Consider the following 24,487-nt stretch of genomic DNA (forward strand, 5'->3'; position numbering starts at 1 on the left):
ACATAGGTTCACATAGTTTTAGGAGGATAAACAGGCTTCTATGTTTTCTATGTGTCTATGTGGTTTAAACAAATGCTTCTATGAAGTTGAATTAAATTTGCTCCTTACCAAAGGGATTCAAAGTATTTGCTCACAAAAGTCTTCTGACCGTGGTGGAATAAATTGGTCACATTAAAATTTAATAGGATTCCCTTTGGGATTTTTAGCAAATTCATGTAGTTGATCACCTGAGCCTCATGTATTGGAAGGAGTTCGGAAACGGCCTTAAGCTCCACAACGATCAAGTCCTCTACAAAGAAATCACATCTGAACAGCCCTTGGACATGATGTCCTTTGTACTCAATCGGTATTTCCAGTTCTTGTTGAAAAGTCAATCCTCGCTCTGTTAATTCTATCTCCAAACAGGTTTGATAGACACTTTCCAGCATTCCCGGCCCGATATGCCTGTGAACCTCAATAGCTGCCCCGATGATCTGATAGGAAAGCTCGTCAATTTGTTTTCTGGTATTTATCATAAAAATTATCATTAAAAATCTTTGACATTATCTATTTTAAAGCTTAAAAAACTGTTTTTCTATTGATTTACAATGAGTTGAAAGTAAATTTTTTCACCTCAAGAGGGGTAGATGGCATTTCTCTTGAATAACAACATAATTAAAGAAAGGATTACCACATAGACACATAGGTTCACATAGTTTTCCAGAAGGATGATTTATCTTCTATGTTTTCTATGTGCCTATGTGGTTTTTATTAATATCACAATTTCTATACATCGGTTTTATTGGTTCCGCTTAGTCACTTAAGTCTACACAGGTAAAATATTATACCCATTTTTCTATGCTTTCTATGTGTCTATGTGGTTAAAAAACCTATCTCAATGATCAAAACCTAAATATATACCCACCGGCATCCTTAAAGGAATTGGCTTTGCGGGTGGAGTCGGGAGCATTGGCCTTGAGGTAATTTTCCCAAGGGCCGGGGTTTTTGAGGTCAATATGTACTTCCACGAGCTTTTCCGGAGAAAAAGTATTCATTCCTCTCAGTCCATCCACAAGGCCCAAGTAGCTGTTGTTAGTCATTCGGTAGACTTTCGCCCAGCCTTGATCGGCGCTTTTGGTAAGGCCCAAGTTTTCTAGGACAAAATTCTCTGCAGGAAGCATGTCTTGGTAATACAACCAAGTAACGGTACCCCGGAACGAAAATCCGGTTCCCAAAGTGGTGGTCATAGGACTCAATTCCTGCAGTTGGGGCATCAAAACCTCATTTTCCGGATGTTGGAAAAAAGTCTCAAATTCCAACAGATATCCTTCCGGATCGACAGCCACAAAGCCATCATGAGGTCCGCCGGGTTTGATTTTGAGGGTGTATTTGATCTCTACCTTTTCCTTCTGAAGGAAATCATACCAAGTCTGCAAATCATCGGTCAATAGTGCCAAAGCCACAGATTTGGCTTCCTGACCGGAATAGCCCGGGCCTTCCAAGGCATTAAGCACCAAAAAGGAATCCCCTACAAGCTGGAGAACTACCTGATTTTCTTTTTCCTCCTCCACTTTCAGTCCCAGTTTTTGGGTATAAAATGCCTTTGCCTGCTCCAAATCCCTGTAGTACCAATGAAGATAGGATCCCTGGATCCCAAAATCCTCCAAATCCCTAAACCCGGTATTCTCCGCCAATAATTCATTAATGTAGGCCACAGGATAGCCTAAAAGTCTTCCAAATCTCCGGCTGAGTTCCCTCCTTTTGGTACCGGTGTAGCTTCCATCGGCCTTTAGCGATTCAATTTCGGATTTCAGATCTTGATATGCCTTTCCTGATGGTTCTTTGAAAAAAAGAATTACCTCTAGATCGTTTACCACTTGGGCAGGGAATAAATCGGTCTCAATCAGTTCAGATTCCCTCAAAAAAGAAATCCCATATTTCCCGCTGATTCGCTCCACTTCCGGCATAAACAGGTCCATTTCAGCCTTACTTAGAGGTGGACTGATGGCTATGGGTTTGACTCCCGCTTTGACCATTTCGGCAAAGGATTCGATCTGACCGGACTCTTTGGAAAACTCCCGCTCCGCACAGGAAAACAGGAAAATCAGTGGAAACAGGAAGGAAAGGTTCAGCTTTTTCATTTTGGATTTTGGGGAAATGAGTCTCGAAGTAGAGGATTTTTTCCTTTCCTCCCGCAACCAACCTTAGAAAATCTTCATCTAGAGGTCATGGGCTTCGATTATCATTATTTAAGAAATGCCTTTAAGATCAAATGCTTAACTTGAACTTCACTGAATATTGTTTTGAATAATTGGAACAAGTGCGAAATAAAGTATTGAACCATTCATTTTCTTAACCCCCCAATCTATGGAATTGATCATTAATCAGCTCTCAAAAACCTATGCCAATGGAGTCAAAGCCCTCAATGAGGTTTCCTTGACCATCCCACAGGGCATGTTTGGACTCCTTGGTCCAAACGGTGCCGGCAAGTCTACCCTCATGCGGACGATTGCCACCCTACAGGACGCAGACTCCGGGAGTATTTCACTCAATGGAATCGACGTATTGAAAGATAAACAAGCAGTCAGAGAAAGGCTGGGCTATTTGCCTCAGGACTTTGGACTTTATCCAAGGATCAATGCCGAGACCATGCTGGACCACATTGCCCAAATGAAAGGGATAGGCAATAAAGCCGAGCGGAAAGAGGTCGTTGCTTCTCTTTTGCAAAAAGTCAACCTCTTTAAAGACAGGAAAAAGGGACTCGGCACCTACTCGGGAGGGATGAGACAGCGATTTGGGATTGCTCAAGCTTTGGTGGGAAATCCCTCTTTGATCATTGTGGATGAGCCTACTGCAGGTTTGGATCCTTCTGAAAGAAACCGCTTTTACAACTTGCTCTCCGAAATCGGAGAAAACACCATCGTCATCCTCTCCACACACATTGTGGAAGATGTCAATACCCTTTGCTCCAACATGGCCATCATCTGTATGGGTGAGGTGCTTATGCAGGGTAAGCCCAAAGACGGACTGGAGATGGTCAAGGGGAAAATCTTCCAAAAATCCATTGACAAGTCGGATCTCGATACTTATAGAAAAGAATATCATGTGATTTCGACCAAGCTGATTTCAGGTAGACTAAGCCTGAGAATCGAAAGCGAGGGCAATCCCGGCAACGGATTCGAGGCCACTCCAGCAGATTTGGAGGATGTATATTTCAGCTTTATATCCAAGAAAGTCGATCCAATCACCATCTAAGCAAAAGTCATGTTCAAGGATATCTTTCTCTTCGAATTGAAATACAGGTTGAGCCGACCGGCGACCTGGATTTACTTTGCGCTTTTGGTGGTGGTTCCGATGCTTTTGATCGGATTTGGAAATACGCCTGCAGGATCGGAAAAAGTCTACCACAACTCCCCGATTGTCATTGCCAATTTGTTGGTTTTGGTATCCCTTTTTGGGATTTTGATTGCTTCTGCCATCATGGGAGTGCCCCTGTATCGGGATTTGGAGCACAAGACGGGCACTTTTCTATTCAGCTACCCGATCAGCAAGTTTGGCTATTTCATGGGTCGATTTTGGGGTTCCTTCGTGATCTTGCTGTTCATCTCCTTAGGGGCCTTGATCGGTGTATATTTGGGGAGTTTGTTGGGACCGCTTTTCGGTACGGATGCAGAGCGGTATGGACCCAATCTCCTGATCAATTACCTCCACCCTTGGTTGACTTTGGTCGTACCCAACCTTTGGCTTGCAGGATCTTTGTTTTTTGCCCTGATTATTTTCACCCGGAATATCCGGTCTATTTATTCCGGAGGGATTGTGATTTTCATCGGGTACCTTTTGGCCAATTTTCTATCTCAGGATATCGAAAACAAGGATTTGGTGCAGCTCATCGATCCTTTTGGCCTGAATTCCTTCAGCTTGCAGACCCGGTATCTGACTCCATTTGAACAAAATACTTTTTTGCTCTCTGTGACCGGCAATCTTCTTTGGAATAGAATTATTTGGGTGCTTGTGGGATTAGTCTTCTTTCTGGCTTCCTATTTCCGCTTTGATTTCACCTATTTCTTCCAAACCTCCCAGAAAAAGTCAGTGCAGAAAAATGAACCGCAGGAGGTCCCTAGCGGTATTTTCAAAAAAGTTCTTCCTGATTTTTCCTCCGGCTATCAATGGAATAGCCTGCTCACGCTGACCAAAATCGAGATGCAAAATGTACTCAAGGATGTCTATTTCCGGAGCATTTTGCTGGGCGGGATGATTTTCCTGGTTTTGGACTTCTGGATCGGCAATTCGATCTATAGCGTGCCCAATTTACCCTCGACCTCCTTTCTGATGGAATACAAAGGGTACGATTACAATCTGTTTGTATTTATTATCATCGTCTTTTTCACGGGAGAAGCGCTCCACCGGGACCGCAGCACAGGGTATTCGGTGATCAACGATACCTTTCCTGTAAAGGATGGTGTGGTAGTTGCCTCCAAATTTTTGGGGATGGCTTTGATTTCTTTGGTTTTGGCCTCTTTGCCGATTGTGGTCGGATTGATTGTGCAGACGCTTAAAGGATTTTATAAGTATGACCTATCCGTATATCTGGTAGACAGCTACCTGATCACCTTTCCGGATTATATCCAAATGGTAATGCTGGTATTTGCTGTTCATTTAGTCGTGAACAATAAGTTTGCTGGGCATGCCGCTGCGATTGGGATTTGGCTGGTCATGATTATTCTCCAAAGCTTTGCCAGCTACAACTTCAACCTCTTTTTCTTTAGCTACAAGCCCAGCTACACATGGAGCGATATGAATGGCTTGGGGCATTTCGCTGAGCCCCTTGTTTGGTTCAACATGTACTGGATAGCTTGGGGAGTCTTTTTAGTCCTGTTTTTCAGTATTTTCTTCAGTAGAGGAGCAGAAAACTCCTGGAAAAGCCGCTGGGATACCGCCAAAGGGCGGATGAAAAATCCTTCTACCAGGATCTCTTTTGCCTTTCTGGTGATTGCACTACTGTGTGGGACTTACATCTACCAAACCGTGGTCTATGAAAATGGCTACCTGACCTCCGAAGAAGGCAAACTGAGAAGTGTGGCTTATGAAAAACAGCTCAAGAAACACGAGCGTATCCCTCAGCCCAAGGTCACCAAGATCAAAATCAATGCTGACCTCTATCCTATGGAGCGAAGAGCGGAATTCCTGGCAGAAGTGGAAATGGTAAATAAAACCGATTCTCCGATTGACTCTATTCATTTCAACAGTACAGACCTGACCAGCTTTAAAATAATCCATCAAGGTGACACTTTGCCTTATCGCTTCCCTTTGACCTATGAGCCGAGGAAATTCCAGATTTTCGGAAAGAATCCTGAAAGAGAGTGGTATCAAATTACTGCCTTGCCAAAGCCAATGATGCCGGGTGATACGCTGAATTTCACCATCGTCAGCAACAAGGCTTATGAAGGATTCCCCAATTCAGGCTACGGACGGGAGATTGTCTACAACGGGACCTTCTTTTCCGGAGGAATCCCTGAAATCGGCTATAATGCCAATGCGGAACTATCGAGTGATGAGGACCGCAAAAAGTACGACCTCCCCGCCAAACCGGAAGACCTTCCTGAACACAGTGATCCTTATGGACAATCCACTTTGCTGTTCGCAGATGACGCAGACTTGATCCAGTTTGAGGCAGTGGTGAGTACCATCCCTTCCCAAATCGCAGTTGCCCCGGGCTACCTTCAGCGGGAATGGGAGGAAAATGGGCGCCGGTATTTCCACTACATTCAGGATACTCCGATTCAGGCCTTCTTCACCTTTGTGTCTGCTGACTATGAAGTACTCAAAGCTGCAGGATCACTCCCTGATGGACAGGAGGTCAATATTGAGATCTTCCATCATCCCTCCCATACCTATAACCTGGACCGCTTTTTGGCGGCTTATCAGGATGGGTTGACTTACTTCTCAGAGACCTACGGCGATTTCCAGTTTCGTCAGATGCGCCTTCTGGAGTTTCCACGCTATGCGGGTTTTGCCCAGTCTTTTCCCAATACGGTTCCCTTTTCGGAAAGCTTCGGTTGGGTGGCGGACTTCAAGGATCCGGATGACTTTGACTATGTCTACTATGTCACTGCCCACGAACTTGCCCATCAGTGGTGGGGACATCAGATCACGCCTAACTATACCCGGGGCTCCAACTTGATTTCGGAGGCCTTGGCAGAGTTTTCCGCTTTGATCCTGACGGAAAGAAGGTATGGAAAAGACAATATGAAGCGATTCCTCAAGGAAGAATTGGACAATTACCTCTCGGGCAGATCCAATGAAAGCAAAAAGGAAAACACCTTCATCAACACCAACAGGGCTTATCAGTGGTATTACAAGGGAAGTTTGATTCTCTATGGCCTTCGGGATCTGATCGGAGCTGAGGCCATGGATTCAGCCCTCTATGCGTTCAATCAGGAATTTGGCCTAAGAGAGGCTCCGCCTTTCCCGGGAAGCTATGATCTCTACCGCCATTTGAACCAAGTCACTCCCGACAGCTTAAAGTATTATCTGGACGATACCTGGAACAAAATCACGCTCTACGACAACAAGGCCGAAAAGGCAGTTGCCAAAAAAGTAGCCGAGGGAGAGTATGAAATCACACTGGATATTCGGTCCCAAAAGCTCTATGCGGATGAAACGGGAAAAGAATCCAATGCGGAATATGAAGCCGACTACATTGATGTAGGCGTCTTCGCAGCTGAAGACAAAGACGAAGATGGCCGAACCCGAGTCAATCCTCTTTATGTCCAAAAGCATAAAATCAAACCAGGGCAGAGCACACTGACCGTAAAAGTCAAGGGAGAACCCGTCAAAGCTGGAATCGATCCCTACAATAAGCTGATCGACCGGATCCCTGATGACAATACCAAAGACGTAGAAATCCAATAACCCCGAAAAGTCCAAGCCAAGTGTTTGGACTTTTTTTTCTTACTTTCAGAAATAAAAAATCCTCCCATGAAGAAAATTTTACTGGGCCTAGCCTTGGCTGTTGGTGTTTTGGTGGCCGTCCTACTAATCAATACGCTTCGGATGAGCTCCCGACAAGTCGATTCAGAACCTTTGGAAAAAGTAGCTTTTTCAGATCAGGTGTTTGACAATCTGTCTAAAGCCATTCAGTTTGAGACCATTTCTTTCAGTGAAGATACGCCACCGGATTCTGCAGCTTTCTTTGGGTTTCACCGGTTTTTGGAAGAGACTTTTCCACTTATTCATATCCGCCTGAAGCTGGAAAAGATCAATACTTACAGCCTACTCTACACTTGGGAAGGTTCTGATCCCAGCCTAAAACCCATCATCTTGATGTCTCATCAGGACGTGGTGCCGGTAGACGCTCCTACCCTCAGTCAATGGGAAGCGCCGCCTTTTTCGGGAAGCATCACAGATACCCATATCATTGGACGAGGCACTATGGACGATAAAGGTACTCTGATAGGCGTTTTGGAGGCTGTGGAAAAGTTGCTTTCTGAAGGATTTCAACCAAAAAGGACCATTTATATCGCCTCAGGCCACGACGAGGAAGTGGGAGGACCAAGAGGAGCAGGGAAAATTGCAGAATACTTAAAAGATCAGGGGGTAGAAGCCTTGATGACCCTCGATGAAGGAGGATATTTTGCCGAAGGGATGATTCCGGGATTAAACAGCCCGGTAGCCATGATCAATCTGGCTGAAAAAGGGTTTGCTTCTTTTCGTCTGATCGTCCGTACCAATGGAGGTCACAGCTCAGCTCCTCCAAAGGAAAATACGATCGGAATCCTTGCCAAAGCTATCGTCGACTTGGAAAACAACCAGTTGCCCTACAAGCTGATTCCACCCATTACCGATCAGTTGGAGTATTTGGGTCCAGAACTTCCTTATCCAAACCGCCTGTTCTTTGCCAATCCTTGGTTGTTTAAAAAGCCCATTTTGGAAGCGCTGAATGCACATACCACGACCGCACCCACGATCATCGACGGCGGAGTGAAAAACAATGTAATCCCTACAGTGGCTGAGGCGACGATCAATTTCAGAATTCTTCCCGGGGAAACGATAGAATCTGTCCAGGACCACATCGAAAGCGTAGTTCCCGATACAGTAAAGGTAGAACCTGTAGGGTTTTTGACCAATCCCTCCGGTGTATCCAGCACTGACTCCGAAGCTTACGAAGTGGTGCAAAAGACCATTCGTGGATTGCACCCTGAAGTTTTGGTCGTGCCTGGATTATTGGGTGGTGCAACCGATTCGAGGTATTTTCAGGAAATTTCTGAACAAGTCTACCGATTCTACCCGATTCGGATTACTCCTGAATCCATGACCCGATTTCATGGAATCGATGAAAAAATCAGCAAGGACAATTATCTGGAAATCATCCAGTTTAGCTATCATTTGATAAAAAACTTCCAACAATAAATTCAAAAAGGACTCCTAATCAGGGGTCCTTTTTACTGTCCTTCTGCATCATTTCCAGCAGAACTCGGATTAAGCCCAATTTTTCCTCAGTTTCAGTCTTAAGAATTTCCAGGTTCTTTACTTGACTGAGTGCCTTTTGAGATCGGGCGATTTCTTGCTGAACCAATACTTCCAATTGTCGGAGCCGCTCACTTTGATGTCTTTTTCCTCTAAGTGTTTCGCGAATCAATAGCCACTGAAAAAAAAACAAAAGTCCCAAAGCGCCAATTGCCAAAAAGCCAATACCTCCTATATGGTTCAAAAATGTAAACATGCCCAAGAAATTGAATCAAAAATACCTTCAATCTTGAGCTCAGTCCATACGCCAAACTACCTATTCTGAATCCCAAACCAGAAGGATCAAAGTACCTCCTCCAGGAGTCGAAGACAGTTCAAGTTCTCCTCCCAATTCCTCTGCCCGCTTCCGCATGTTGTATAGTCCATTTCCCGGAGTGATTTTCGTTTCCTCAAATCCTTTCCCATCATCTTGAACAGCTACGCGATATTCTACTCCCTCCTGCTCGATGCTCACCCGAATAAAAGTCGGGGAAGCATATTTGACTGAATTTTGGACCGCTTCCTGAACGACCCTCAAGACCTGAATGCTAGCAGCCGACCCCAATCCGGAATTCTTATCTACAGAGGATGCCACATTGAGCTCAAACTGGATATCCGGACTGGATTGCCCGGCTTTTTGCAAAAAGTCCTGAATTCGGCCGATAAGAGACTCCCAAGTCACCTGCCCACTGTTCATAGCCCAGATGGTATCCCGAAGCTCCGTGATCGTCTGTTTGGTAAAATTGGCTATGGAATCGTATCGCTCACTCAGCTTTTCCTTGATTGGGTCGAAGTATTTTAGGTTTTCGATCGCCGAAATGATAAAGGTAAGTTGAGCGCCGATATTGTCATGCAAGTCTCTGGAAATCAGCAGACGCTGCTCCTGCAGTTTATTTTGGGTTTCGATTTGAGCCAATGCCGCCTTGAGATCCGCTTCCTGTTGGAGCTGAGCGTTTTTCAGCTTTTGCTGACGGTAAAGCAAATAACCCAAAATACCCAAGGCTAAAGCTAAGATCAAACTGCCGTAGAGTTGGAAATTTTTATTTCGAATGGCCAGTTGTTGCTCGGCTATTTCCCGGTCTTTCTTTTCCGTCTCGTATTGGGTTTGGAGTTCAGAAACGATTTCCTTGGACTCTTTTTCCAGCTTATTTCTAAGGTTTTGTTGGTAGAGATTGCCGTAAAATCTGGAACTATCCGGCATCCCCAAAGCCGCATAAACGGAGATCAACTCAAAATAAGGAAACATCGCATCCTCTACGGTACCCTGATCGACCATACTGGCAGCTGAAGAAAGCAGATATCTCTTAGCTTCGGCAAACTCGCCCTTGGCATTGAGGGCAACTCCCAAAGCATGCTCTATGGAGGCGATATCGTATTGGGAATTGACCTGATTTGCCACCTCAAGACCTTTCCTGGCTACGGATTCCAACTTCTCCAAATCCCCTTTTTCCATCAAAAAAGCCCCGTAGATCCGATAGGTCATCGCCTGATTCATCAAATCGCCAAGCTCAATCGACCCCTCGAGTGCTTTTTGGAAATAACGCTCCGCACTATCAAAATCACCCAAGTACTTATAGACTGTCCCGAGATTATTGTAGGAAGCGATAGTCCCTCTGACATCCCCTAGCTGCTCACGAATAAAAGCCGATTCCTGATAGGCCTCTTTGGCCTTTTCGTAGTTGGACAAATTTTGATAAATCACCCCAAGGTTGTTCAGAACAGTTGCAGCATTGAGTTGTGCACCGGATTTTTGAAAGATGGGCAATGCCAACAAAAAATAATTAATGGCCGAATCTGTCTCATACTTTCTCTGGTGAATAAAACCGAGGGCATTGTAAGACTTGGCCATTCCCAGCGAATCCTGAATCTCCTTTCTCAAGGCAAGGGATCGGAGATAAAGCACCTTGGATTCATCCAAATCCCCTTTTTGAAGGATTCCACTACCCAGGTCTGAATAAGCTTGAGCCAATATTCCCGGATCCCCGGCTAGTTCAGCTTGCTCTACAGCCAGCTTACCAAAGTAGATCGAAGAGTCCAAATTGATACTACCGTATTGCCAACCTATCTCTCCATACATATTTGCCAATTGATTCGGAGGTAGGGGCTCCTTTACCCGAATAAGGAGACTGTCAATCACCTGTCTCGGGCTTTGGGCTAGACTGCTTAAGCTCCATAAAATTCCAAAACAGATAAATAGGCTTATCCTATGCATAGGTGATTAATTTTTAATGGGATACCTCCGAAAATAAGAATAATTCACTGGCCTTGAACTTCGCCTTCAAAAAAAGAGGAGGCTTAGCTAAATTTCAAATTTTATGAAAAAAAACAGTCGTAAATCGAAATAATTATCGGTTTTAGATGATTTGGTACTGCCAAACCAATTTTTCATCTTGGAGTTAATTAATCAGAATTAAACCCAAAATAGTATCCATGAATTTTTCCCTCAACGAAAACCAAAGCATGATCGCTCAGATGATCCGAGACTTTGGAGCCAAAGAAATCACTCCTTTTCGTAAGGATTGGGATGATCAGAGCCACTTTCCCCTGCCTGTCTTTAAAAAACTCGGTGAGTTGGGACTGATGGGCGTACTGGTCCCCACCGAATATGGAGGTTCAGGCTTTGGCTACTTCGAATACGTGACTGCCATTGCCGAACTAGCCAAATTGGACCCATCTGTGGGACTTTCCATGGCAGCGCACAATTCCCTCTGTACCGGCCACATTCTGATGTTTGGCAATGAGGAGCAAAAGAAAAAATACCTTCCAAAATTGGCCACCTGCGAATGGCTGGGTGCCTGGGGTTTGACAGAGCCCAATACCGGTTCGGATGCAGGAAACATGCGAACCGTAGCCAAAAAAGAGGGAGAATATTATGTAATCAACGGAGCTAAAAACTTCATCACACACGGCTACTCAGGGGATGTGGCCGTAGTGATTGCCCGAACCGGCGAGGTGGGTGACAGTCACGGAATGACTGCCTTTGTCATCGAAAAAGGTACACCCGGCTTCAAAGGCGGACGAAAAGAAGATAAACTCGGCATGCGGGCTTCTGAGACGGCAGAAATGATTTTTGAAGACTGCCGCGTACATGAAAGTCAAGTTTTAGGTGAAGTGGGTGAAGGATTTATCCAGTCCATGAAGATTTTGGACGGTGGAAGAATTTCAATCGCAGCCCTTTCTTTGGGTATTGCCGAAGGAGCTTTGGAAGCTTCTATCCAGTATTCCAAAGAACGGCAACAGTTCAATAAGCCGATTTCCAGCTTTCAGGGCATTTCCTTCAAGCTGGCGGACATGGCCACTCAAGTGGAAGCAGCTCGGCTTCTGACTTTCAAAGCTGCTGATCTGAAAAACCGGGGCGAAAAAGTAACCCTCGCCGGAGCTCAAGCCAAGTATTATGCTTCCGAGGTCGCTGTATCTGTATCCAATGAGGCCGTTCAGATTTTTGGAGGTTATGGATTTACCAAAGATTATCCTGTGGAAAAATACTATCGGGATTCCAAACTCTGCACCATTGGAGAAGGTACCTCCGAGATCCAAAAGCTGGTGATTTCAAGGGAAATGTTGAGGTAATATCAGAATTGCCCTTAGACTTCGCTCAGAGTGACCCCAGTGTCAGGCTGAGCGGAGTCGAAGCCTTTTTACATTTGGTCCAAAATACCGAGTACAATCCTAGCCGAATTGACCGAGGCAGGACCCACGAACGTATTAAAATTCACCCTTGCGTGGTTATTCGCGTTGTCGCTGCAGGAACGGATGATGACAAAAGGGATCTCCAGGGTCCGGCAGATGTGGGCAATCGCCGCGCCTTCCATTTCTGTGGCCAAGGCTCCAAATTCATCGTACAATTCCCTTGCTTTTTGATCGCTGCTGACGAAAACATCTCCAGTGGCTATGACTCCCTGAAATATCCGAGGCTTCCACCCGGAAATCGGTTCTAATTCGGATTGGTCGGCAGCGGTTTTGGCCATTTTTACCAGTTCTGAGTCGGCTTGGATGAAAAGTTCCTGGTGATTCCCCCCACTCAGCCTTCGAAAAGGAGAAACTTGAAATCCCGTAGAGTCGATCTGTCCGAAGTCGTATTGGACCAATTGCTCCCCGATGACAATATCCCCCGGCATAGCATCGGGTGCCAATCCTCCTGCCACTCCGGTAAATATCAGGGTTTTGGGGCGATAGTTTTCTGTCAAAACCGCTGTACTATAGGAAGCATTGACTTTTCCGACTCCGGCTTTTAGTAGGACTACTTTTTGCCCCCTTAGTTTTCCAAGAAAGAAATCAATTCCTCCCTTGTTTTGGGTTTTGTATTTGCCCATCTCCTCCTTCAAAATGGCAATCTCCTCATCCAATGCCCCCATGATCGCAATCCGCTGGGCTTGGATTTCGACCAAAACAAGACAAAAAATGAGGGTAAGGGTTAGTTTTTTCAAATCCATAAAAAGAAAAGAGAAAGCAGGCTGATGACTGCAAGAATTGGGTTGATTTGGGAGCCTTTTCCCGTAAGCATAAGTAAAACTGTCCAAGAAATAAAGCCAAATGAAATCCCAACGGAAAGGCTATAAGTGAAAGGAATCAATACAATAGTCAAAAATGAAGGCAAAGCCTCTTGTGGATTCTTCCAGTCAATATAGGTCAGAGGAATTACCATAAATGAGCCTACAAGAACCAAGGCAATCGAGCTTGCAATAGATGGGATGATGGACAAAAGCGGGGAGAAAAACATAAAAGGCAGAAAAAGCAATCCTGCTGTCACGGCTGTCCATCCCGTCCTTCCTCCCTCCTCGATCCCTACTGCTGACTCGATGTAGGCCGTACCCGAACTGCTTCCCACCAAACCTGCAAAGAGCGTCGCCAAAGAATCCGTCAGCAGGGATTTGCGCATATTTCGTGGACTTCCATCGGGATCTTTCAGTCCTGAAGCCTCCGAAAGCCCCACAAAGGTGGATATTCCGTCAAAGAGAATCGTGAAAGTGAACACAAAGATGACAGGAATATAAGCCACCCTCAAGGAACCCAATATGTCTGCTTTTCCCACCAAACTGAAATCCGGCATGGCCAAGACTCCGGAAAAGTTGACCAGTGTAGAAATCCCAAAATTCACTGCGGAAGCATCTCCCCACCATCTCCCAATAGGCCAAGCCAAGGCGGTGGTAAAGAGAATCCCGAAGATAATCGCCCCGGAAACGCGGCGAATCAGCAATCCCGCGGTGAATAACAATCCGGCTAAAAAAGTCAGACTAATGGGGTCTTTGAAGGCGGCCATGCCTACCAAAGTAGCTTCATTTCCGATAATGAAGTGAGCGTTCTGGAATCCGATAAAGCAAATAAACAATCCAATCCCCGCAGAAACGGCATGTCGGATGGCGGCAGGTATGGCCTGAATGATTTTCTCCCGAGTTTTGAAAACCGAAAGAATAAGGAAGATTACACCTGACCAAAAGACTGCTCCCAAAGCTTCTTCAAAAGTCAGCCCAAAGCCCATCACAGCCGTGTAGGTAAAGAAAGCGTTGATTCCCATACCTGGAGCGACGACGATGGGATTTTTGGCATAGAGTCCCATCATCAGACTCCCAAATGCAGAGACCAAAACCGTAGCGGTCAATACTGCCGAAAAAGGCATTCCGGCTTCTGCCAGAATCGCAGGATTGACAATAATGATGTAAAAGCAGGCGAGGAAGGTAGATATCCCGGCGAGGATTTCGGTTTTTAGGTGGGAAGATTCTGAAGGCATATGGCAATTTATATCCCTATTTTACCCAATTATCCAAAAGGATTCCCTCAATTCTTTCAAAATGTCTACCGTTGTTGGTGATCAAAGTTAACTTATTCACAACAGCGCAGCATCCAATTAATAAATCAAACTCATCTAAGGATTGGCCCAATTTCCGAAGTCTTGATTTCTCTACCGCGTAAAAATCCAAAGTGGGAAGAATTGGAAGTATGTTTAACCCAGATAAAAAATTTTCCAATACAATGAGGTTCTTTTGGGGATTTTGGCTGTTTTGGACTCCATACTTCAACTCTGCAAGAGGGATCTCTGAAATAAACCTGAAGTCCTTTTGGACTTTTGCAAATTTTGAATCAAGACTAAAAAGCCCTTTGATGTAATAGATACAAATATTGGTATCAAAAAGTACCATCAAAATTCAGCTTGTTTTCGATTAAATTTCCTTGATCCAGAAATTTTTTGAATTAGATCTTCAGCACGCTCATCTCCTTCCCATGCCCCAAAAGATTTATCCATTTCATCTTTTTCTCTCAAGGTTTTTAAAGAATTCTGAAGTTTCTCAATAAGATTCAACTTAACATCTTCACTAAGCTTTTTCAAAACACTCCAATAGGATTCTAAAATTTCTGATTCTGCTTTCATTTTCAACACTTTACCAACTAATATACAGAAAAAACAAACTCGAAATCAAAGCCTCCCCACCATCATCCCTCCATCTACCGCGATAATTTGCCCGGTAGCATAAGTCAAGTCCCCCCTTAGGATGGCTGCGACGATTTTCCCAACATCCTCTGGAGTTCCCAAACGCGATTCCAAGGTCAGTCCGTGGGAGATCTTTTCTTCGTAAATCTCCTTGACCTTGGCGGTCATGTCCGTCTCAATGACTCCGGGCTGTATTTCGTAGACAGGAATCCGCTGACTGGCCAATCGCACGGCAAATACCTGAGACATCATGGACAGTGCAGATTTGGACATGCAATAGGCCACCCGATTGGTAGAAGCCAACTTGGCAGAGACTGAGGTGATGTTCACTAATGCGAAATCGGATACAGGGGAAGCCTTCTTCTGATCCAACATCCAACGTGCCACCGCTTGGGTAAGAAAAAAAGTGCCTCTCAAATTGATATCCATCAAATAATCAAAATCCTCCTCTTCCACCTCCAAGACATCTGCCCGGACCGGTGGAGCCACCCCGGCATTGTTGACAAGGAAATTGAGCTTTCCTAGCTTCTCTTTCACTCCATTCAAAATGCTTGCTCGGTCGTTTTGCTCTGCAATATTTCCGGGAAAATACTCCACACGAATGCCCTCTTTTTCCAAATCTGAGATCACATCCTCCACTTCTTCTTTGGCACGTACTCCATTGAGCGCCAAGTCTATTCCCTCCTTGGCCAGCTTTTGAGCAATACCAAGCCCGATGCCACGGGTACCTCCGGTGATTAGTGCTACCTTTCTCATTCTCCTTTTACCAATTTTAGCTGTTCGTATTCAGGCATGGCTTTGTAGACCGGGTCCAAGGGAAAACACCCGGAAATCATCCCATTTCTAGGCGCTGTGGTACAATCCGAAAAAGTACGGCAGATTTTCCCCCGCTTCAACCCCTCTCCTTTCAAAATATCCGCAGGCATATCCGGATAGCTTAACACCATTCTTCCAAAACCGATGGAATCTGCCTTCCCCGTCCTCAAGACATTTTGCCCCACGTGGGGAAGCCACTCCTGCAAATAGGAATAGGCTGAACCGACCACATAAAACTCGGGGTACGCTTCCTTGATCTCAGCAGTCGCCTGAATCTGCCTTGCGACTCCATGTAAAGGATCTTCCGGGGGTAAATAGCCATCAGAAGGCGGGAAAAGGGCCGGGCGCTGAATGTGGGGATTATAATAGGGACTTCCTGCAGTGGTGCAGAAAAGCTCAATCCCAAGCTCTGTCAGCACTTCCATAAACTGGAAAGATTCGATCATTTTGGATTGAATCCCGCTTTCACCCCCTCCAAAAGCGTAACGGTAGGGAGCCTCCATGGCTGGAACACCTTTTTCCTCAGGCCCTTTCTGAAAAGGAACCCAATCGAAAATGCTCATCCTCACCCCAATCTCCAGCCCCGGAGCGGCTTTTCGGATGCCATCCACTATCTCCTGGAGAAACCGGGTCCGATTTTCAAAGCTTCCCCCATAATTCCCCTCTCTATCGTAAGCACTCAAAAACTCATGCCCCAAATATCCGTGGCAATGCTTAATATCCACGAAGTGAAACCCGGCTTTTTGAGCTAAAACTGCGGCTTTGATGTAATCCTCAATGATCCCTTCAATTTCTTCATCCAACATCACGGGGTAATCTTCAGATAGTCCAAACTTGGCATTCAAAACAGGATGGGGATATAGAATCCTCGGCTCCATTTTCTTTTTGTCATTGGGCTTGCAAAAGCGTCCCGAATGCGTGAGCTGCAAGCCAATCAGTAAATCCGAGGTATCTCCAAAGTGCTCCAGATGGGTTTGCTGAAGCATTTCAAAAAGATCCACAAAATCAGGAAAGGTGTAGGAATTCAGCATCAACTGATTGGGGTTGGCTCTTCCCTCCGGACGCACCGCCACCGCCTCGCATCCCCACAGCAATTTGGCTCCGCTGAGCGCGAAGTTTCTCCAGCGTCGCTTGGTCAATTCACTAGGCCTCCCGTCTTCTGTCCCGTCCCAGCCTTCCATGGGCAGAATGCAAAGCGCATTGCCGATTTTCCTGCCGGATTTGAGAATATGAGGCTTCACAAAGGGAGACTTGTCTCCCGATTCCAGTTCCTCATCAAATTCAAGAGGAATCCGCTCTTTCTCCAAATGCTGTCGAAACAGATTGGCAGTCTTTAGCTGGGCCACCCGGGGATATTGAGGTTTGTATTTTCCGCTCATTTTGCCACGCAATTTAGATAGGTGTAATAGGTGTCCTTATTAGCCATTCGCTGTATCAACAGGGCCAATTCGCGAGCATGATAATCTCCCCACATGCTGGACTCACCATGGGCGACTTTTCCTTTTTCCGGGACATAATCCCAACCGTTGGGCTGGTGATAAATCGAATGCAAAATCAAACCCTGATGATCCTTTTCGGTAGAAAGGTAAGGTTCGGCAAAAAGTACTCCCGCTACCTGAATTCCTGCCTGAAGGTATCTTTCGGATCGCTCGGGGTCAGAGTATTTGAGAAAATTACCAATTCGAATCAAACCCTGCGCCCCGATGCAAGCCGCAGAGCTATCCACTGGCTCGAAGGCATTGTAGGGATCGGCTGGGCGATTGAGGTAATCACCCATCCGATGCAAATTTGGCGCACCGGTATCCCAATAAGGTATCCCGTCGGTTGGGGTGTTGGCTAGGTAAAACTCCGCAGTGGCAATGGCTGCCTGATTGAGTTCAGCAATCAAATCTGCCTTTGAGATTACTGCGGCATAGTCGTCTTCCATAATTTCATCCAAGATCTCCAAGGTCTCTCCGACTCCGCAAATTGCCCAAGCCAAGCCTCTGGTCCAGGTACTGAATCCGGTGTAGCCTTGCTGCGAATTGGGACAGCGGCAGTTGCCGTCATTGGTATTGAAAATGATCTCATGGGCTGTTCTGCCGGGAACATCGTAGCTGTCTCTTCCTTTTCCATAAAAAACAGAAAAGCGTACTGTGCTCAAAAGATGCTGGATGGCCCGCTGAATCAGAGAGATTTTGACGTCATTTTCCCCCTGCAGCACATGGCCTAACTGATGGGAAACCACCAATGCCCTACAGCTGCGAATGGTATCCACAAACAAGGAATGAGGTCCATTGAAGGAGTAAATAAAACCTCCGCCGGGGATTTTGGTCCACCGGGTTGCCTGGACTGCCCCGGTGACTTTTAGAGCAAGCCGATAAAACTCTTTTTCCCAAGTTGAACCCTCGATTTTCCCTTCCTGCATCAGTCGGAGCAGATTTCCGTAGGTACTCACATTGTTGAAGCCGTGGTCATGAACGCCCGTATGAGTCAAATGAGGAGCCATTTTCTCGACCGTATTTTTCATTCCAATCTCCAGGAATTCCTTTTCACCAGTGGCGTCAAACTGTAAAATGGATGACCCGAATTGAAACCCCTGAGTCCACTCGGTCCAGCCTCGGGTGACATAAACTCCCTTTTCGGTAAAAACAGGAGCTCCTTTTGAGGTGTCAAAACTCGCCTCGATAGCCCTGATTTTTTGGCCGGAAAGCTCCCAAAATCTCGGAAGTAGGTCTTGTACTGCCTGAAGGTCAATTGCGGAATTAAGCTGCATGGAGTTTCTTGTTTTTAGAATGATGAACCAACATTAAAGCGGCTGAGGTAGGAATTAAAATCAGGTACATCGCCGCATCGGTAGGCAAGCCGGCAAATCCAGCAGGAACCCAACCCAAAAGGCTAAGCACAAAATATCCCAATGCGAATGTGGAGAGAATCAGAATCGACTTGGGGGGATTTTTGAAAATCACGGCGCTCAGGACCACCGGAGCAATCATAGAAGTTCCGGCAAAACTCACCCGAGCCAAAAGCACCAATTCATCGCTAATGAGAGAAGAAAATACCAAGACAATCAGGGAGAAAATCAGGATTCCCAATTTGGTAATGCGCATGTTTCGCTTGTCCTCTCCGCTCAAAAGAGACCTCAATTCTGTTCCCAAAGCGAAAATCTGGGCATTGGTAGTGGAGAGACAGGCAGCAAACAAACCTACCACAGCCAAAGCCGCTACCGGGTTGGCCTGATCAAAAAGCAAAGCAGAAGAAAGGAAATCAGCTGTACTGGCGTCTGGATATTTCACAGCTCCATAAAGGCCGATGAATGCCGTGGGCAAAATCACCAAAATGGCAAAAATACCAACAGCATAGGCCATTTTATGAACGGATTTTAAGTTTTTCATCACTACCAACCGTGTGGTAAACTGAGGCTGAGAAACCGGAATCATCATAATTGCGATGGTAGAAGCAATCAAAAATGCAGGACTGAACAATCCCTTTGGTCCGGGCAAAGAAAGGAGAGCTTCATTGCTTTCCAAGACCGCTTGGGTACCCGCTTCCACGCCGCCCGCCATGGTCAGGCAGGTCACTCCGATGATCCAAATGACCACCAAAAGAATCACTCCTTGGATCGCATCAGAGTACATGATGGCTTTTAGTCCCCCGATTTCTGAATAGACCAGCATGATTATCACCAAGAGTGCCGACCAGCCCCAATAGGGAAGTAAATCCGGAAAGGATGCATTAAGAAAAATGGAAATACCCCGGATTTGGATTGCCACATAGGGAATCAAAAACAGGAAAGAGCTCGCAAAAACGAGGTACCCTGCCCACTTGTTTTTAAAGCAGCTTTGGACAAATCCTGCCACTCCCTGATAGCCAACTTCAGCGGCTCTTTTGCGAAGGGCATAGCCAAACCAAAGGATAAAAAACACCATCAAGGCATCCGAAAAGCCCAGAAAGATCCAAGCTCCCACTCCATGCACCCGGAAGAAATCTGGCATCCCCATAAAGGTAAACGCACTGAACAGGGCCGCTGAGAAAGTCAAGAAACCCAGAATCGTCCCGATGTTGGAACCTGCCAGCATAAACTCCTCGGAGCTTCTGTTTTTGCGGTAGGACTTATAGGAAGCATAACCCAGGGAAGCCAAAAAGAGCAGGAAGAAGAAGAGCAGCCAACCGATCATTTTCCTTTGGAATCAAGATGTGGAAAAACTCTGGATCCCAAAAAAGTGAAAAGAACCAAGAGGCAAGTCACCAAAAAACTCACCCAAAACACATAAGGCACTGAACCCAACATGGGTTGGGATTTTCCTTGGGAAAAAAGGAAAAGGAAAGAAATCAAAGTCAACAAGACGACTGAAGATACGAGGAGTATCCATTTTCGGGAATTCATAGGCATTTTGGGTTGGATAGAAAATCCCCTGAAATCAATTCAGGCATGCTTAAAGTAGCGAATTCCACTCAAAAGCCTTTTTGAATGAAAAAGTAAATGCCTAAGAATCTACGGAAACAATTCCGTACATCTGAGGAATTATTGGAAGTTGAGGTAGATGGTCACAGACTTTCTTCTGATGGATTCAATTGCTGAGGCAAAGGCAGGATCGGTTTTTTCAGGCACATAAAGATTATTCAAGCCATGGGAAAAGCGGATTTCCGGAGCGAACTTGAAAAATCGAAAATAGATCTCGAAGCCCATTCCAGCCTCGATGGTGAAGTCCTGTCCGGTGGTTACAATCGGATCCAAGTTGGCCTCATCCTGAGACTTGGTCCTAAACTGATAGCTACCTCCACCAATGAAATACATTCGGGTATTATTGAATCGCTGAGAACGGTACTTAAAAAGCAAGGGCAACTCGACCATGGTGGCTTCCGTGACCAATTCATCAGTCCTTATACCCAGGTTACTTTCACCACCGGTATTATCCGGAGGCAGGTTGCCAAGTGGGGGATTGAAATAATTGACATCTACTCTGTACTCGTAAAAGCCGATTTTTGGAGTAAAAAGGAGATTTACCTGATCATGAAATCTCAAGATGCCCATGAAGCCCAGTGAAAATCCCGGTGTGTATTTTGGGTAGATGGACTGAACCTCTGCCGCAGTCGGATTAGTCGGAGTCAGAAATGCATCCGAATAGCGAATTTGGTAGGTAGCCGTGTGACCGGCCAGAAAAAAACCATAGGAAAGAGTCCTGTCGTCTGATCCGGAGGTGCTCGTAAGTCCAAACAGACCCTGAGCATTTCCCGCATTAATGCATCCAAAAATCAACAGGCCAAGTAGCCCTATTTTTGTCCTACGTAGATGGAACTGATACCAAAAGTGAGTGGTTTGCATACGGTGCTGTGAAATCCGACTTTTTTCAATACGGCCAGAAAATCCTCTCCATCAGGAAATGCCTCAACTGACTCGGGAAGGTAAGTATAAGCAGAATTGTCCTTGGATACAATTTTGCCCACCTGAGGCAAAATGGTGTTGGAATAGAAGGAGTAGGCCTGTTTCATCGGGAAAGCTCGGGGCTTACTGAATTCCAGAATGACCGTTTTTCCTCCAGGCTTAAGTACCCGATACATGTCTGCCAGCCCTTTTTCCAGATTCTCGAAGTTTCTGACTCCAAAAGAAACGATCACTGCATCAAACTTATTATCCTCAAACAGCAAACCTTCCGAATCGCCCAATTGCATTTCGATTTTGTCCTGAAGGCCTTTTTTGATCATCTTCTTTCGGCCTTCGGAAAGCATCCCCTCTGAAATATCCACTCCGATGATCTTGTCAGGATTCAAGGCCAAGGCTTCGATAGCAAAGTCTCCGGTACCCGTAGCGATATCAAGAATAACCTGAGGATGATCATTTTTAAGCATCTTGACTGCCTTTTTCCTCCAAATGATATCGATTCCCAAACTCAACACATGATTGAGTAAATCGTATTTTGGACTGATGTTGTTAAACATTTCAGCCACTTGAGCTTTTTTGGGATCTTGTTTGTCTTTGTAGGGTACTACGGTCATCACGAATCTTCTTTAAGGGGGCAAACTTACTACAGAAACCCGACTTAAAGAAAATTGTTGAAATAGGGAAGGGAAAAGCCTTTGGAAATAAAGCCCTATTTTTGTGATCAACTATCCGATCATGATCCAGAAAGCAGAATTTGTCGTCAGCAATACCCAACCCGAGAAATGCCCCAAGCCAGACCGTGCCGAAATTGCCTTCATCGGCAGATCCAATGTGGGCAAAAGCTCGCTGATCAATCGGCTCACTGGGGTAAAAGAATTGGCAAAAACTTCTCAAAAGCCAGGCAAAACCCAATTGATCAATCACTTCAATATCAACGACCGCTGGTATTTGGTGGATTTGCCTGGATACGGCTTCGCCAAAGTCAGCAAGGACACCAAGGCCAAATGGGAAGTCATGATCAGCGGCTATCTGACCGGAAGAAAAAACCTCTGTGGAGTATTTATCCTGATTGACAGCCGACTACCTCCGCAGCAGATCGATTTGGAGTTTCTCCTATGGTGCGGGACCGAAGGTATCCCTGCCGTCCTTGTATTTACCAAAGCTGACAAGCTGTCCAAATCTCAGGTAGACAAAAACGTGAAGGCTTTTTTAAAAAAAACCGAGGAGATCTTTGAAGAGGCTCCGGATTACTTTGTCACCTCAGCGGAAAAAGGGACCGGCAAAGATGAACTGACTTCCTTTATTGAAGAACTGGTCATTGAATACGAAGAAAACCAGACTAATTGAGCGATAATTCTATATTTGCACGCTGAAAATAATCAACAATGAATTTCAAAGATATTGCAAACGTATCCGGAAAACCCGGACTTTACCGAGTATTGAAACCAACCCGATCCGGAGTGATTTTGGAGTCTCTGGACGAGAAAAAAGCCAAATTTGTAGCCGGAATGTCCTCCCGAGTATCCATTTTGAGTGATATTTCTATCTACACACTGACTGAAGAAGGTGCTGAGCCCCTCGAGTCCGTGATGAAAAAAATCGAAGCCGAATATCAGGGAGATACCGGAGTGGATGCCAGTTCCTCAGACGCTGAACTTCGGGCTTTTCTAAAGTCTATTCTTCCTGAATTTGATGAAGCGAGGGTTTACACCTCCGACATCAAAAAACTCAACGCCTGGTACCAAATCATCCGAAAGCAGGCTCCTGAAGTCCTTCAGGACAATCCAAAAGAAGAAAAAGAAGCCTAATATCCGGCCCTGAGTCTTTCGGGGCCTTGTTTTTTTATGAGTCAATCGATCGCACAGGAAACATTTCAACTGGTATCCAAAGAATTCCAGCTACCGGAGGTAAAAGAGGGATTTTCTGAAGAAAAAGCCGTGGAAATACTCACCCGTGCAGTAAGTCACATGATGGACCGAAACATGGGGCAGTTGCTGCAGATTTGTTACCGAGTCGATTTGGATGAAAATAAACTCAAGCAAATCCTTCATCGCTCCGATCCTGATTTTGTCGCTGCTGACCTTGCCCAAGCGCTTTGGGACCGGCAAAAGCTGAAAATCGAGATCCGAAGGAGATATTCCGAGAGCAAATAAGGCTTCCGGACCATTCGTATCAATTCCCTCCTGTTTCTGTTTTTTTCCCTTTATTTTAAGAGGCAAATCCCAAAAAACCATGGCAAACCCCATTTGGATCATGACCTCGGCCTTTGATCAGCTCAATCTGGATCAAACCATCGAGAAGGCGAAAGAAATCGGCGTTCAGGGACTCGATCTCTGCGTTTTCAGAAAAGACGGAACCCGGGACGACTTTGTCGCCACTCATTTGGACTATGAAAACTTTGGCCCGGAACAAGCAAAAGCCCTGATCGAAAAGTTCAATGGCGCCCAACTCCGGCTTTCGATAGGAGCCTTCGAAAATCTCATCGGAGGAGATCCTGTTCAAAGGGTAAAAAACCAAAACCACCTGATCCGATTGATCCGAATGGCGTATCTCCTGGGAGGCGATGAAAATGACGTGAAGGTGGGGACTTTTGTGGGCTACAACCACGAATTGGGAAATGAAGAGGGTGGATTTGAAAAAAACCTTTTGGAATACCAGCGCATTTTTGGGCCGATTATCCGCTATGCGGCGGATTTGGGAGTGACTGTTTTGTATGAAAACTGCCCCATGGAAGGCTGGAGAAGTTCAGGATTCACGGGAACATTCAACAACCTCACAGGAGTATTGGCCGCCCGAAAGCTGATGTACGAGTTGGTTCCAATGAAAAATCACGGGGAAATATACGATCCTTCCCACGACGTATGGCAGCATACGGATCCGGTGGAAGTGATCAAACACACGGATATGGATCGGCTAAAGCGGATTCATGTCAAATCCACCCGAAACAATCCAGATCCCTTTTGGGGAAATATGTATCCCATGCACCAAATCCGCCCCGAATGGGCTGAGAAACTGGGAATCCCATACAGCACCAACTCCTGGGATCGACACCATTATGAAGCCACTTTGCCGGGATTCGGACTAGGAGACTCCATGGACTGGAGAGCATTCATCAATACGCTCAAGCAAAGAGGCTTTTCAGGACCCTTTGAAATTGAAAATGAAGCGGTGCTTAGCAAGCAAACCGGAAAAATGGGAGCCATCGTCCAAGGCTGCAAAGCAGCAGTTCAAAACTTAGCTCCCCTAATGTGGAACCTCACAGATGAAGGCTGGACTTATCCGACCTCAGAATATCATCCGCTGAAGGATTTGAATCATCAAGACGTACCTGTAGTCACGATGGAGGAGATTCAGTAGACGGACCTTAGACAGGTGACATTGGGCGATTTAGCAGGAAA

The 24,487-nt window shown here is 45.6% G+C and carries 23 protein-coding genes; 8 read left to right on the forward strand and 15 right to left on the reverse strand.

The genetic code is table 11. The annotated features are described in order from the left end of the window. Positions 1-104: 104 nt before the first annotated feature. Positions 105-515: a GxxExxY protein gene (locus tag AAA942_RS15250; protein WP_338221150.1), complete on the reverse strand. Its 411-nt coding sequence runs from the start codon at positions 513-515 to the stop codon at positions 105-107. Between the two features lie 366 nt (positions 516-881). Further along, positions 882-2,120 (reverse strand): VOC family protein, encoded by a 1,239-nt coding sequence (locus AAA942_RS15255; protein ID WP_338221151.1) that lies wholly within the window; start codon positions 2,118-2,120, stop codon positions 882-884. A gap of 226 nt (positions 2,121-2,346) precedes the next feature. Between AAA942_RS15255 and AAA942_RS15260 the strand changes: the two genes are divergently transcribed. The 3 genes from AAA942_RS15260 to AAA942_RS15270 all read left to right on the forward strand — a co-directional run bounded on the left by AAA942_RS15260 (position 2,347) and on the right by AAA942_RS15270 (position 8,388). After that, positions 2,347-3,234, forward strand: a complete 888-nt coding sequence (locus AAA942_RS15260; RefSeq protein ID WP_338221152.1) for an ABC transporter ATP-binding protein — start codon at positions 2,347-2,349, stop codon at positions 3,232-3,234. A gap of 9 nt (positions 3,235-3,243) precedes the next feature. After that, the gene (locus tag AAA942_RS15265; protein ID WP_338221153.1) at positions 3,244-6,891 is read left to right on the forward strand and encodes an ABC transporter permease/M1 family aminopeptidase; all 3,648 of its coding nucleotides are present in this window, start codon (positions 3,244-3,246) and stop codon (positions 6,889-6,891) included. 66 nt (positions 6,892-6,957) lie between these two features. Beyond that, positions 6,958-8,388, forward strand: coding sequence for a M20 family peptidase (locus tag AAA942_RS15270; RefSeq protein ID WP_338221154.1), 1,431 nt, complete (start codon positions 6,958-6,960; stop codon positions 8,386-8,388). Positions 8,389-8,407: 19 nt separating this feature from the next. On the opposite strand, the gene AAA942_RS15275 is transcribed toward AAA942_RS15270, so the two are convergent. Both AAA942_RS15275 and AAA942_RS15280 read right to left on the reverse strand, forming a co-directional pair. Then, positions 8,408-8,701, reverse strand: a complete 294-nt coding sequence (locus tag AAA942_RS15275; RefSeq protein WP_338221155.1) for a hypothetical protein — start codon at positions 8,699-8,701, stop codon at positions 8,408-8,410. Between the two features lie 60 nt (positions 8,702-8,761). Continuing rightward, on the reverse strand, positions 8,762-10,696 hold the full coding sequence (locus AAA942_RS15280) for a tetratricopeptide repeat-containing sensor histidine kinase (protein WP_338221156.1): 1,935 nt from the start codon (positions 10,694-10,696) through the stop codon (positions 8,762-8,764). Between the two features lie 218 nt (positions 10,697-10,914). Between AAA942_RS15280 and AAA942_RS15285 the strand changes: the two genes are divergently transcribed. After that, the gene (locus AAA942_RS15285; protein WP_338221157.1) at positions 10,915-12,054 is read left to right on the forward strand and encodes an acyl-CoA dehydrogenase family protein; all 1,140 of its coding nucleotides are present in this window, start codon (positions 10,915-10,917) and stop codon (positions 12,052-12,054) included. 68 nt (positions 12,055-12,122) lie between these two features. On the opposite strand, the gene AAA942_RS15290 is transcribed toward AAA942_RS15285, so the two are convergent. From AAA942_RS15290 to ubiE, 11 genes are all read right to left on the reverse strand, one after another. Continuing rightward, complete coding sequence (locus AAA942_RS15290; RefSeq protein ID WP_338221158.1) at positions 12,123-12,911, reverse strand: 5'-methylthioadenosine/adenosylhomocysteine nucleosidase; 789 nt, start codon at positions 12,909-12,911, stop codon at positions 12,123-12,125. Then, positions 12,908-14,212 (reverse strand): NCS2 family permease, encoded by a 1,305-nt coding sequence (locus tag AAA942_RS15295; RefSeq protein WP_338221159.1) that lies wholly within the window; start codon positions 14,210-14,212, stop codon positions 12,908-12,910. The genes AAA942_RS15290 and AAA942_RS15295 overlap by 4 nt, the downstream gene beginning before the upstream one ends. A gap of 16 nt (positions 14,213-14,228) precedes the next feature. After that, a complete protein-coding gene (locus AAA942_RS20345; protein ID WP_445083348.1) occupies positions 14,229-14,621 on the reverse strand; it encodes a PIN domain-containing protein in 393 nt (130 codons plus the stop codon). Next, on the reverse strand, positions 14,621-14,851 hold the full coding sequence (locus tag AAA942_RS15300; protein ID WP_338221160.1) for a hypothetical protein: 231 nt from the start codon (positions 14,849-14,851) through the stop codon (positions 14,621-14,623). Before AAA942_RS15300 ends, AAA942_RS20345 begins: the two co-directional genes overlap by 1 nt. 45 nt (positions 14,852-14,896) lie before the next feature. Continuing rightward, positions 14,897-15,667 carry a 3-ketoacyl-ACP reductase gene (locus AAA942_RS15305; RefSeq protein ID WP_338221161.1) on the reverse strand — a complete coding sequence of 257 codons (771 nt, stop codon included), beginning with the start codon at positions 15,665-15,667 and terminating at the stop codon, positions 14,897-14,899. Further along, a complete protein-coding gene (locus AAA942_RS15310; RefSeq protein ID WP_338221162.1) occupies positions 15,664-17,106 on the reverse strand; it encodes an oxidoreductase in 1,443 nt (480 codons plus the stop codon). Before AAA942_RS15310 ends, AAA942_RS15305 begins: the two co-directional genes overlap by 4 nt. Next, entirely contained in the window at positions 17,103-18,482 is a 1,380-nt protein-coding gene (locus AAA942_RS15315) for a glycosyl hydrolase (protein ID WP_338221163.1), read from the reverse strand. The genes AAA942_RS15310 and AAA942_RS15315 overlap by 4 nt, the downstream gene beginning before the upstream one ends. Beyond that, positions 18,472-19,884 (reverse strand): sodium:solute symporter family protein, encoded by a 1,413-nt coding sequence (locus tag AAA942_RS15320; protein ID WP_338221164.1) that lies wholly within the window; start codon positions 19,882-19,884, stop codon positions 18,472-18,474. The genes AAA942_RS15315 and AAA942_RS15320 overlap by 11 nt, the downstream gene beginning before the upstream one ends. Further along, the gene (locus AAA942_RS15325; protein ID WP_338221165.1) at positions 19,881-20,093 is read right to left on the reverse strand and encodes a hypothetical protein; all 213 of its coding nucleotides are present in this window, start codon (positions 20,091-20,093) and stop codon (positions 19,881-19,883) included. Before AAA942_RS15325 ends, AAA942_RS15320 begins: the two co-directional genes overlap by 4 nt. A 138-nt stretch (positions 20,094-20,231) precedes the next feature. After that, positions 20,232-21,032, reverse strand: coding sequence for a type IX secretion/gliding motility protein PorT/SprT (porT, locus tag AAA942_RS15330; RefSeq protein ID WP_338221166.1), 801 nt, complete (start codon positions 21,030-21,032; stop codon positions 20,232-20,234). After that, positions 20,981-21,703 carry a bifunctional demethylmenaquinone methyltransferase/2-methoxy-6-polyprenyl-1,4-benzoquinol methylase UbiE gene (gene ubiE, locus AAA942_RS15335; protein WP_338221167.1) on the reverse strand — a complete coding sequence of 241 codons (723 nt, stop codon included), beginning with the start codon at positions 21,701-21,703 and terminating at the stop codon, positions 20,981-20,983. Before ubiE ends, porT begins: the two co-directional genes overlap by 52 nt. A 121-nt stretch (positions 21,704-21,824) precedes the next feature. On the opposite strand from ubiE, the gene yihA reads away from it, so the two are divergent. From yihA to AAA942_RS15355, 4 genes are all read left to right on the forward strand, one after another. Further along, positions 21,825-22,436, forward strand: coding sequence for a ribosome biogenesis GTP-binding protein YihA/YsxC (gene yihA, locus AAA942_RS15340; RefSeq protein ID WP_338221168.1), 612 nt, complete (start codon positions 21,825-21,827; stop codon positions 22,434-22,436). 38 nt (positions 22,437-22,474) lie between these two features. Next, the gene (locus AAA942_RS15345; RefSeq protein ID WP_338221169.1) at positions 22,475-22,897 is read left to right on the forward strand and encodes a DUF5606 family protein; all 423 of its coding nucleotides are present in this window, start codon (positions 22,475-22,477) and stop codon (positions 22,895-22,897) included. Between the two features lie 36 nt (positions 22,898-22,933). Next, positions 22,934-23,242 (forward strand): hypothetical protein, encoded by a 309-nt coding sequence (locus tag AAA942_RS15350; protein WP_338221170.1) that lies wholly within the window; start codon positions 22,934-22,936, stop codon positions 23,240-23,242. A gap of 79 nt (positions 23,243-23,321) precedes the next feature. Next, positions 23,322-24,446 (forward strand): sugar phosphate isomerase/epimerase family protein, encoded by a 1,125-nt coding sequence (locus tag AAA942_RS15355; RefSeq protein WP_338221171.1) that lies wholly within the window; start codon positions 23,322-23,324, stop codon positions 24,444-24,446. The last annotated feature ends 41 nt before the right edge of the window (positions 24,447-24,487 follow it).

This window comes from Algoriphagus sp. oki45, from assembly GCF_036245605.1.
In the GTDB taxonomy this organism is placed as follows: domain Bacteria; phylum Bacteroidota; class Bacteroidia; order Cytophagales; family Cyclobacteriaceae; genus Algoriphagus.

Excerpts from the sequence above, each read along its gene's own strand:
- AAA942_RS15250 (WP_338221150.1), bottom strand. The coding sequence starts at position 515 with ATGATAAATACCAGAAAACAAATTGACGAGCTTTCCTATCAGATCATC.
- AAA942_RS15255 (WP_338221151.1), bottom strand. The coding sequence starts at position 2,120 with ATGAAAAAGCTGAACCTTTCCTTCCTGTTTCCACTGATTTTCCTGTTT.
- AAA942_RS15260 (WP_338221152.1), top strand. The coding sequence starts at position 2,347 with ATGGAATTGATCATTAATCAGCTCTCAAAAACCTATGCCAATGGAGTC.
- AAA942_RS15265 (WP_338221153.1), top strand. The coding sequence starts at position 3,244 with ATGTTCAAGGATATCTTTCTCTTCGAATTGAAATACAGGTTGAGCCGA.
- AAA942_RS15270 (WP_338221154.1), top strand. The coding sequence starts at position 6,958 with ATGAAGAAAATTTTACTGGGCCTAGCCTTGGCTGTTGGTGTTTTGGTG.
- AAA942_RS15275 (WP_338221155.1), bottom strand. The coding sequence starts at position 8,701 with ATGTTTACATTTTTGAACCATATAGGAGGTATTGGCTTTTTGGCAATT.
- AAA942_RS15280 (WP_338221156.1), bottom strand. The coding sequence starts at position 10,696 with ATGCATAGGATAAGCCTATTTATCTGTTTTGGAATTTTATGGAGCTTA.
- AAA942_RS15285 (WP_338221157.1), top strand. The coding sequence starts at position 10,915 with ATGAATTTTTCCCTCAACGAAAACCAAAGCATGATCGCTCAGATGATC.
- AAA942_RS15295 (WP_338221159.1), bottom strand. The coding sequence starts at position 14,212 with ATGCCTTCAGAATCTTCCCACCTAAAAACCGAAATCCTCGCCGGGATA.
- AAA942_RS20345 (WP_445083348.1), bottom strand. The coding sequence starts at position 14,621 with ATGGTACTTTTTGATACCAATATTTGTATCTATTACATCAAAGGGCTT.
- AAA942_RS15300 (WP_338221160.1), bottom strand. The coding sequence starts at position 14,851 with ATGAAAGCAGAATCAGAAATTTTAGAATCCTATTGGAGTGTTTTGAAA.
- AAA942_RS15305 (WP_338221161.1), bottom strand. The coding sequence starts at position 15,667 with ATGAGAAAGGTAGCACTAATCACCGGAGGTACCCGTGGCATCGGGCTT.
- AAA942_RS15310 (WP_338221162.1), bottom strand. The coding sequence starts at position 17,106 with ATGAGCGGAAAATACAAACCTCAATATCCCCGGGTGGCCCAGCTAAAG.
- AAA942_RS15315 (WP_338221163.1), bottom strand. The coding sequence starts at position 18,482 with ATGCAGCTTAATTCCGCAATTGACCTTCAGGCAGTACAAGACCTACTT.
- AAA942_RS15320 (WP_338221164.1), bottom strand. The coding sequence starts at position 19,884 with ATGATCGGTTGGCTGCTCTTCTTCTTCCTGCTCTTTTTGGCTTCCCTG.
- AAA942_RS15325 (WP_338221165.1), bottom strand. The coding sequence starts at position 20,093 with ATGAATTCCCGAAAATGGATACTCCTCGTATCTTCAGTCGTCTTGTTG.
- porT (WP_338221166.1), bottom strand. The coding sequence starts at position 21,032 with ATGCAAACCACTCACTTTTGGTATCAGTTCCATCTACGTAGGACAAAA.
- ubiE (WP_338221167.1), bottom strand. The coding sequence starts at position 21,703 with ATGACCGTAGTACCCTACAAAGACAAACAAGATCCCAAAAAAGCTCAA.
- yihA (WP_338221168.1), top strand. The coding sequence starts at position 21,825 with ATGATCCAGAAAGCAGAATTTGTCGTCAGCAATACCCAACCCGAGAAA.
- AAA942_RS15345 (WP_338221169.1), top strand. The coding sequence starts at position 22,475 with ATGAATTTCAAAGATATTGCAAACGTATCCGGAAAACCCGGACTTTAC.
- AAA942_RS15350 (WP_338221170.1), top strand. The coding sequence starts at position 22,934 with ATGAGTCAATCGATCGCACAGGAAACATTTCAACTGGTATCCAAAGAA.
- AAA942_RS15355 (WP_338221171.1), top strand. The coding sequence starts at position 23,322 with ATGGCAAACCCCATTTGGATCATGACCTCGGCCTTTGATCAGCTCAAT.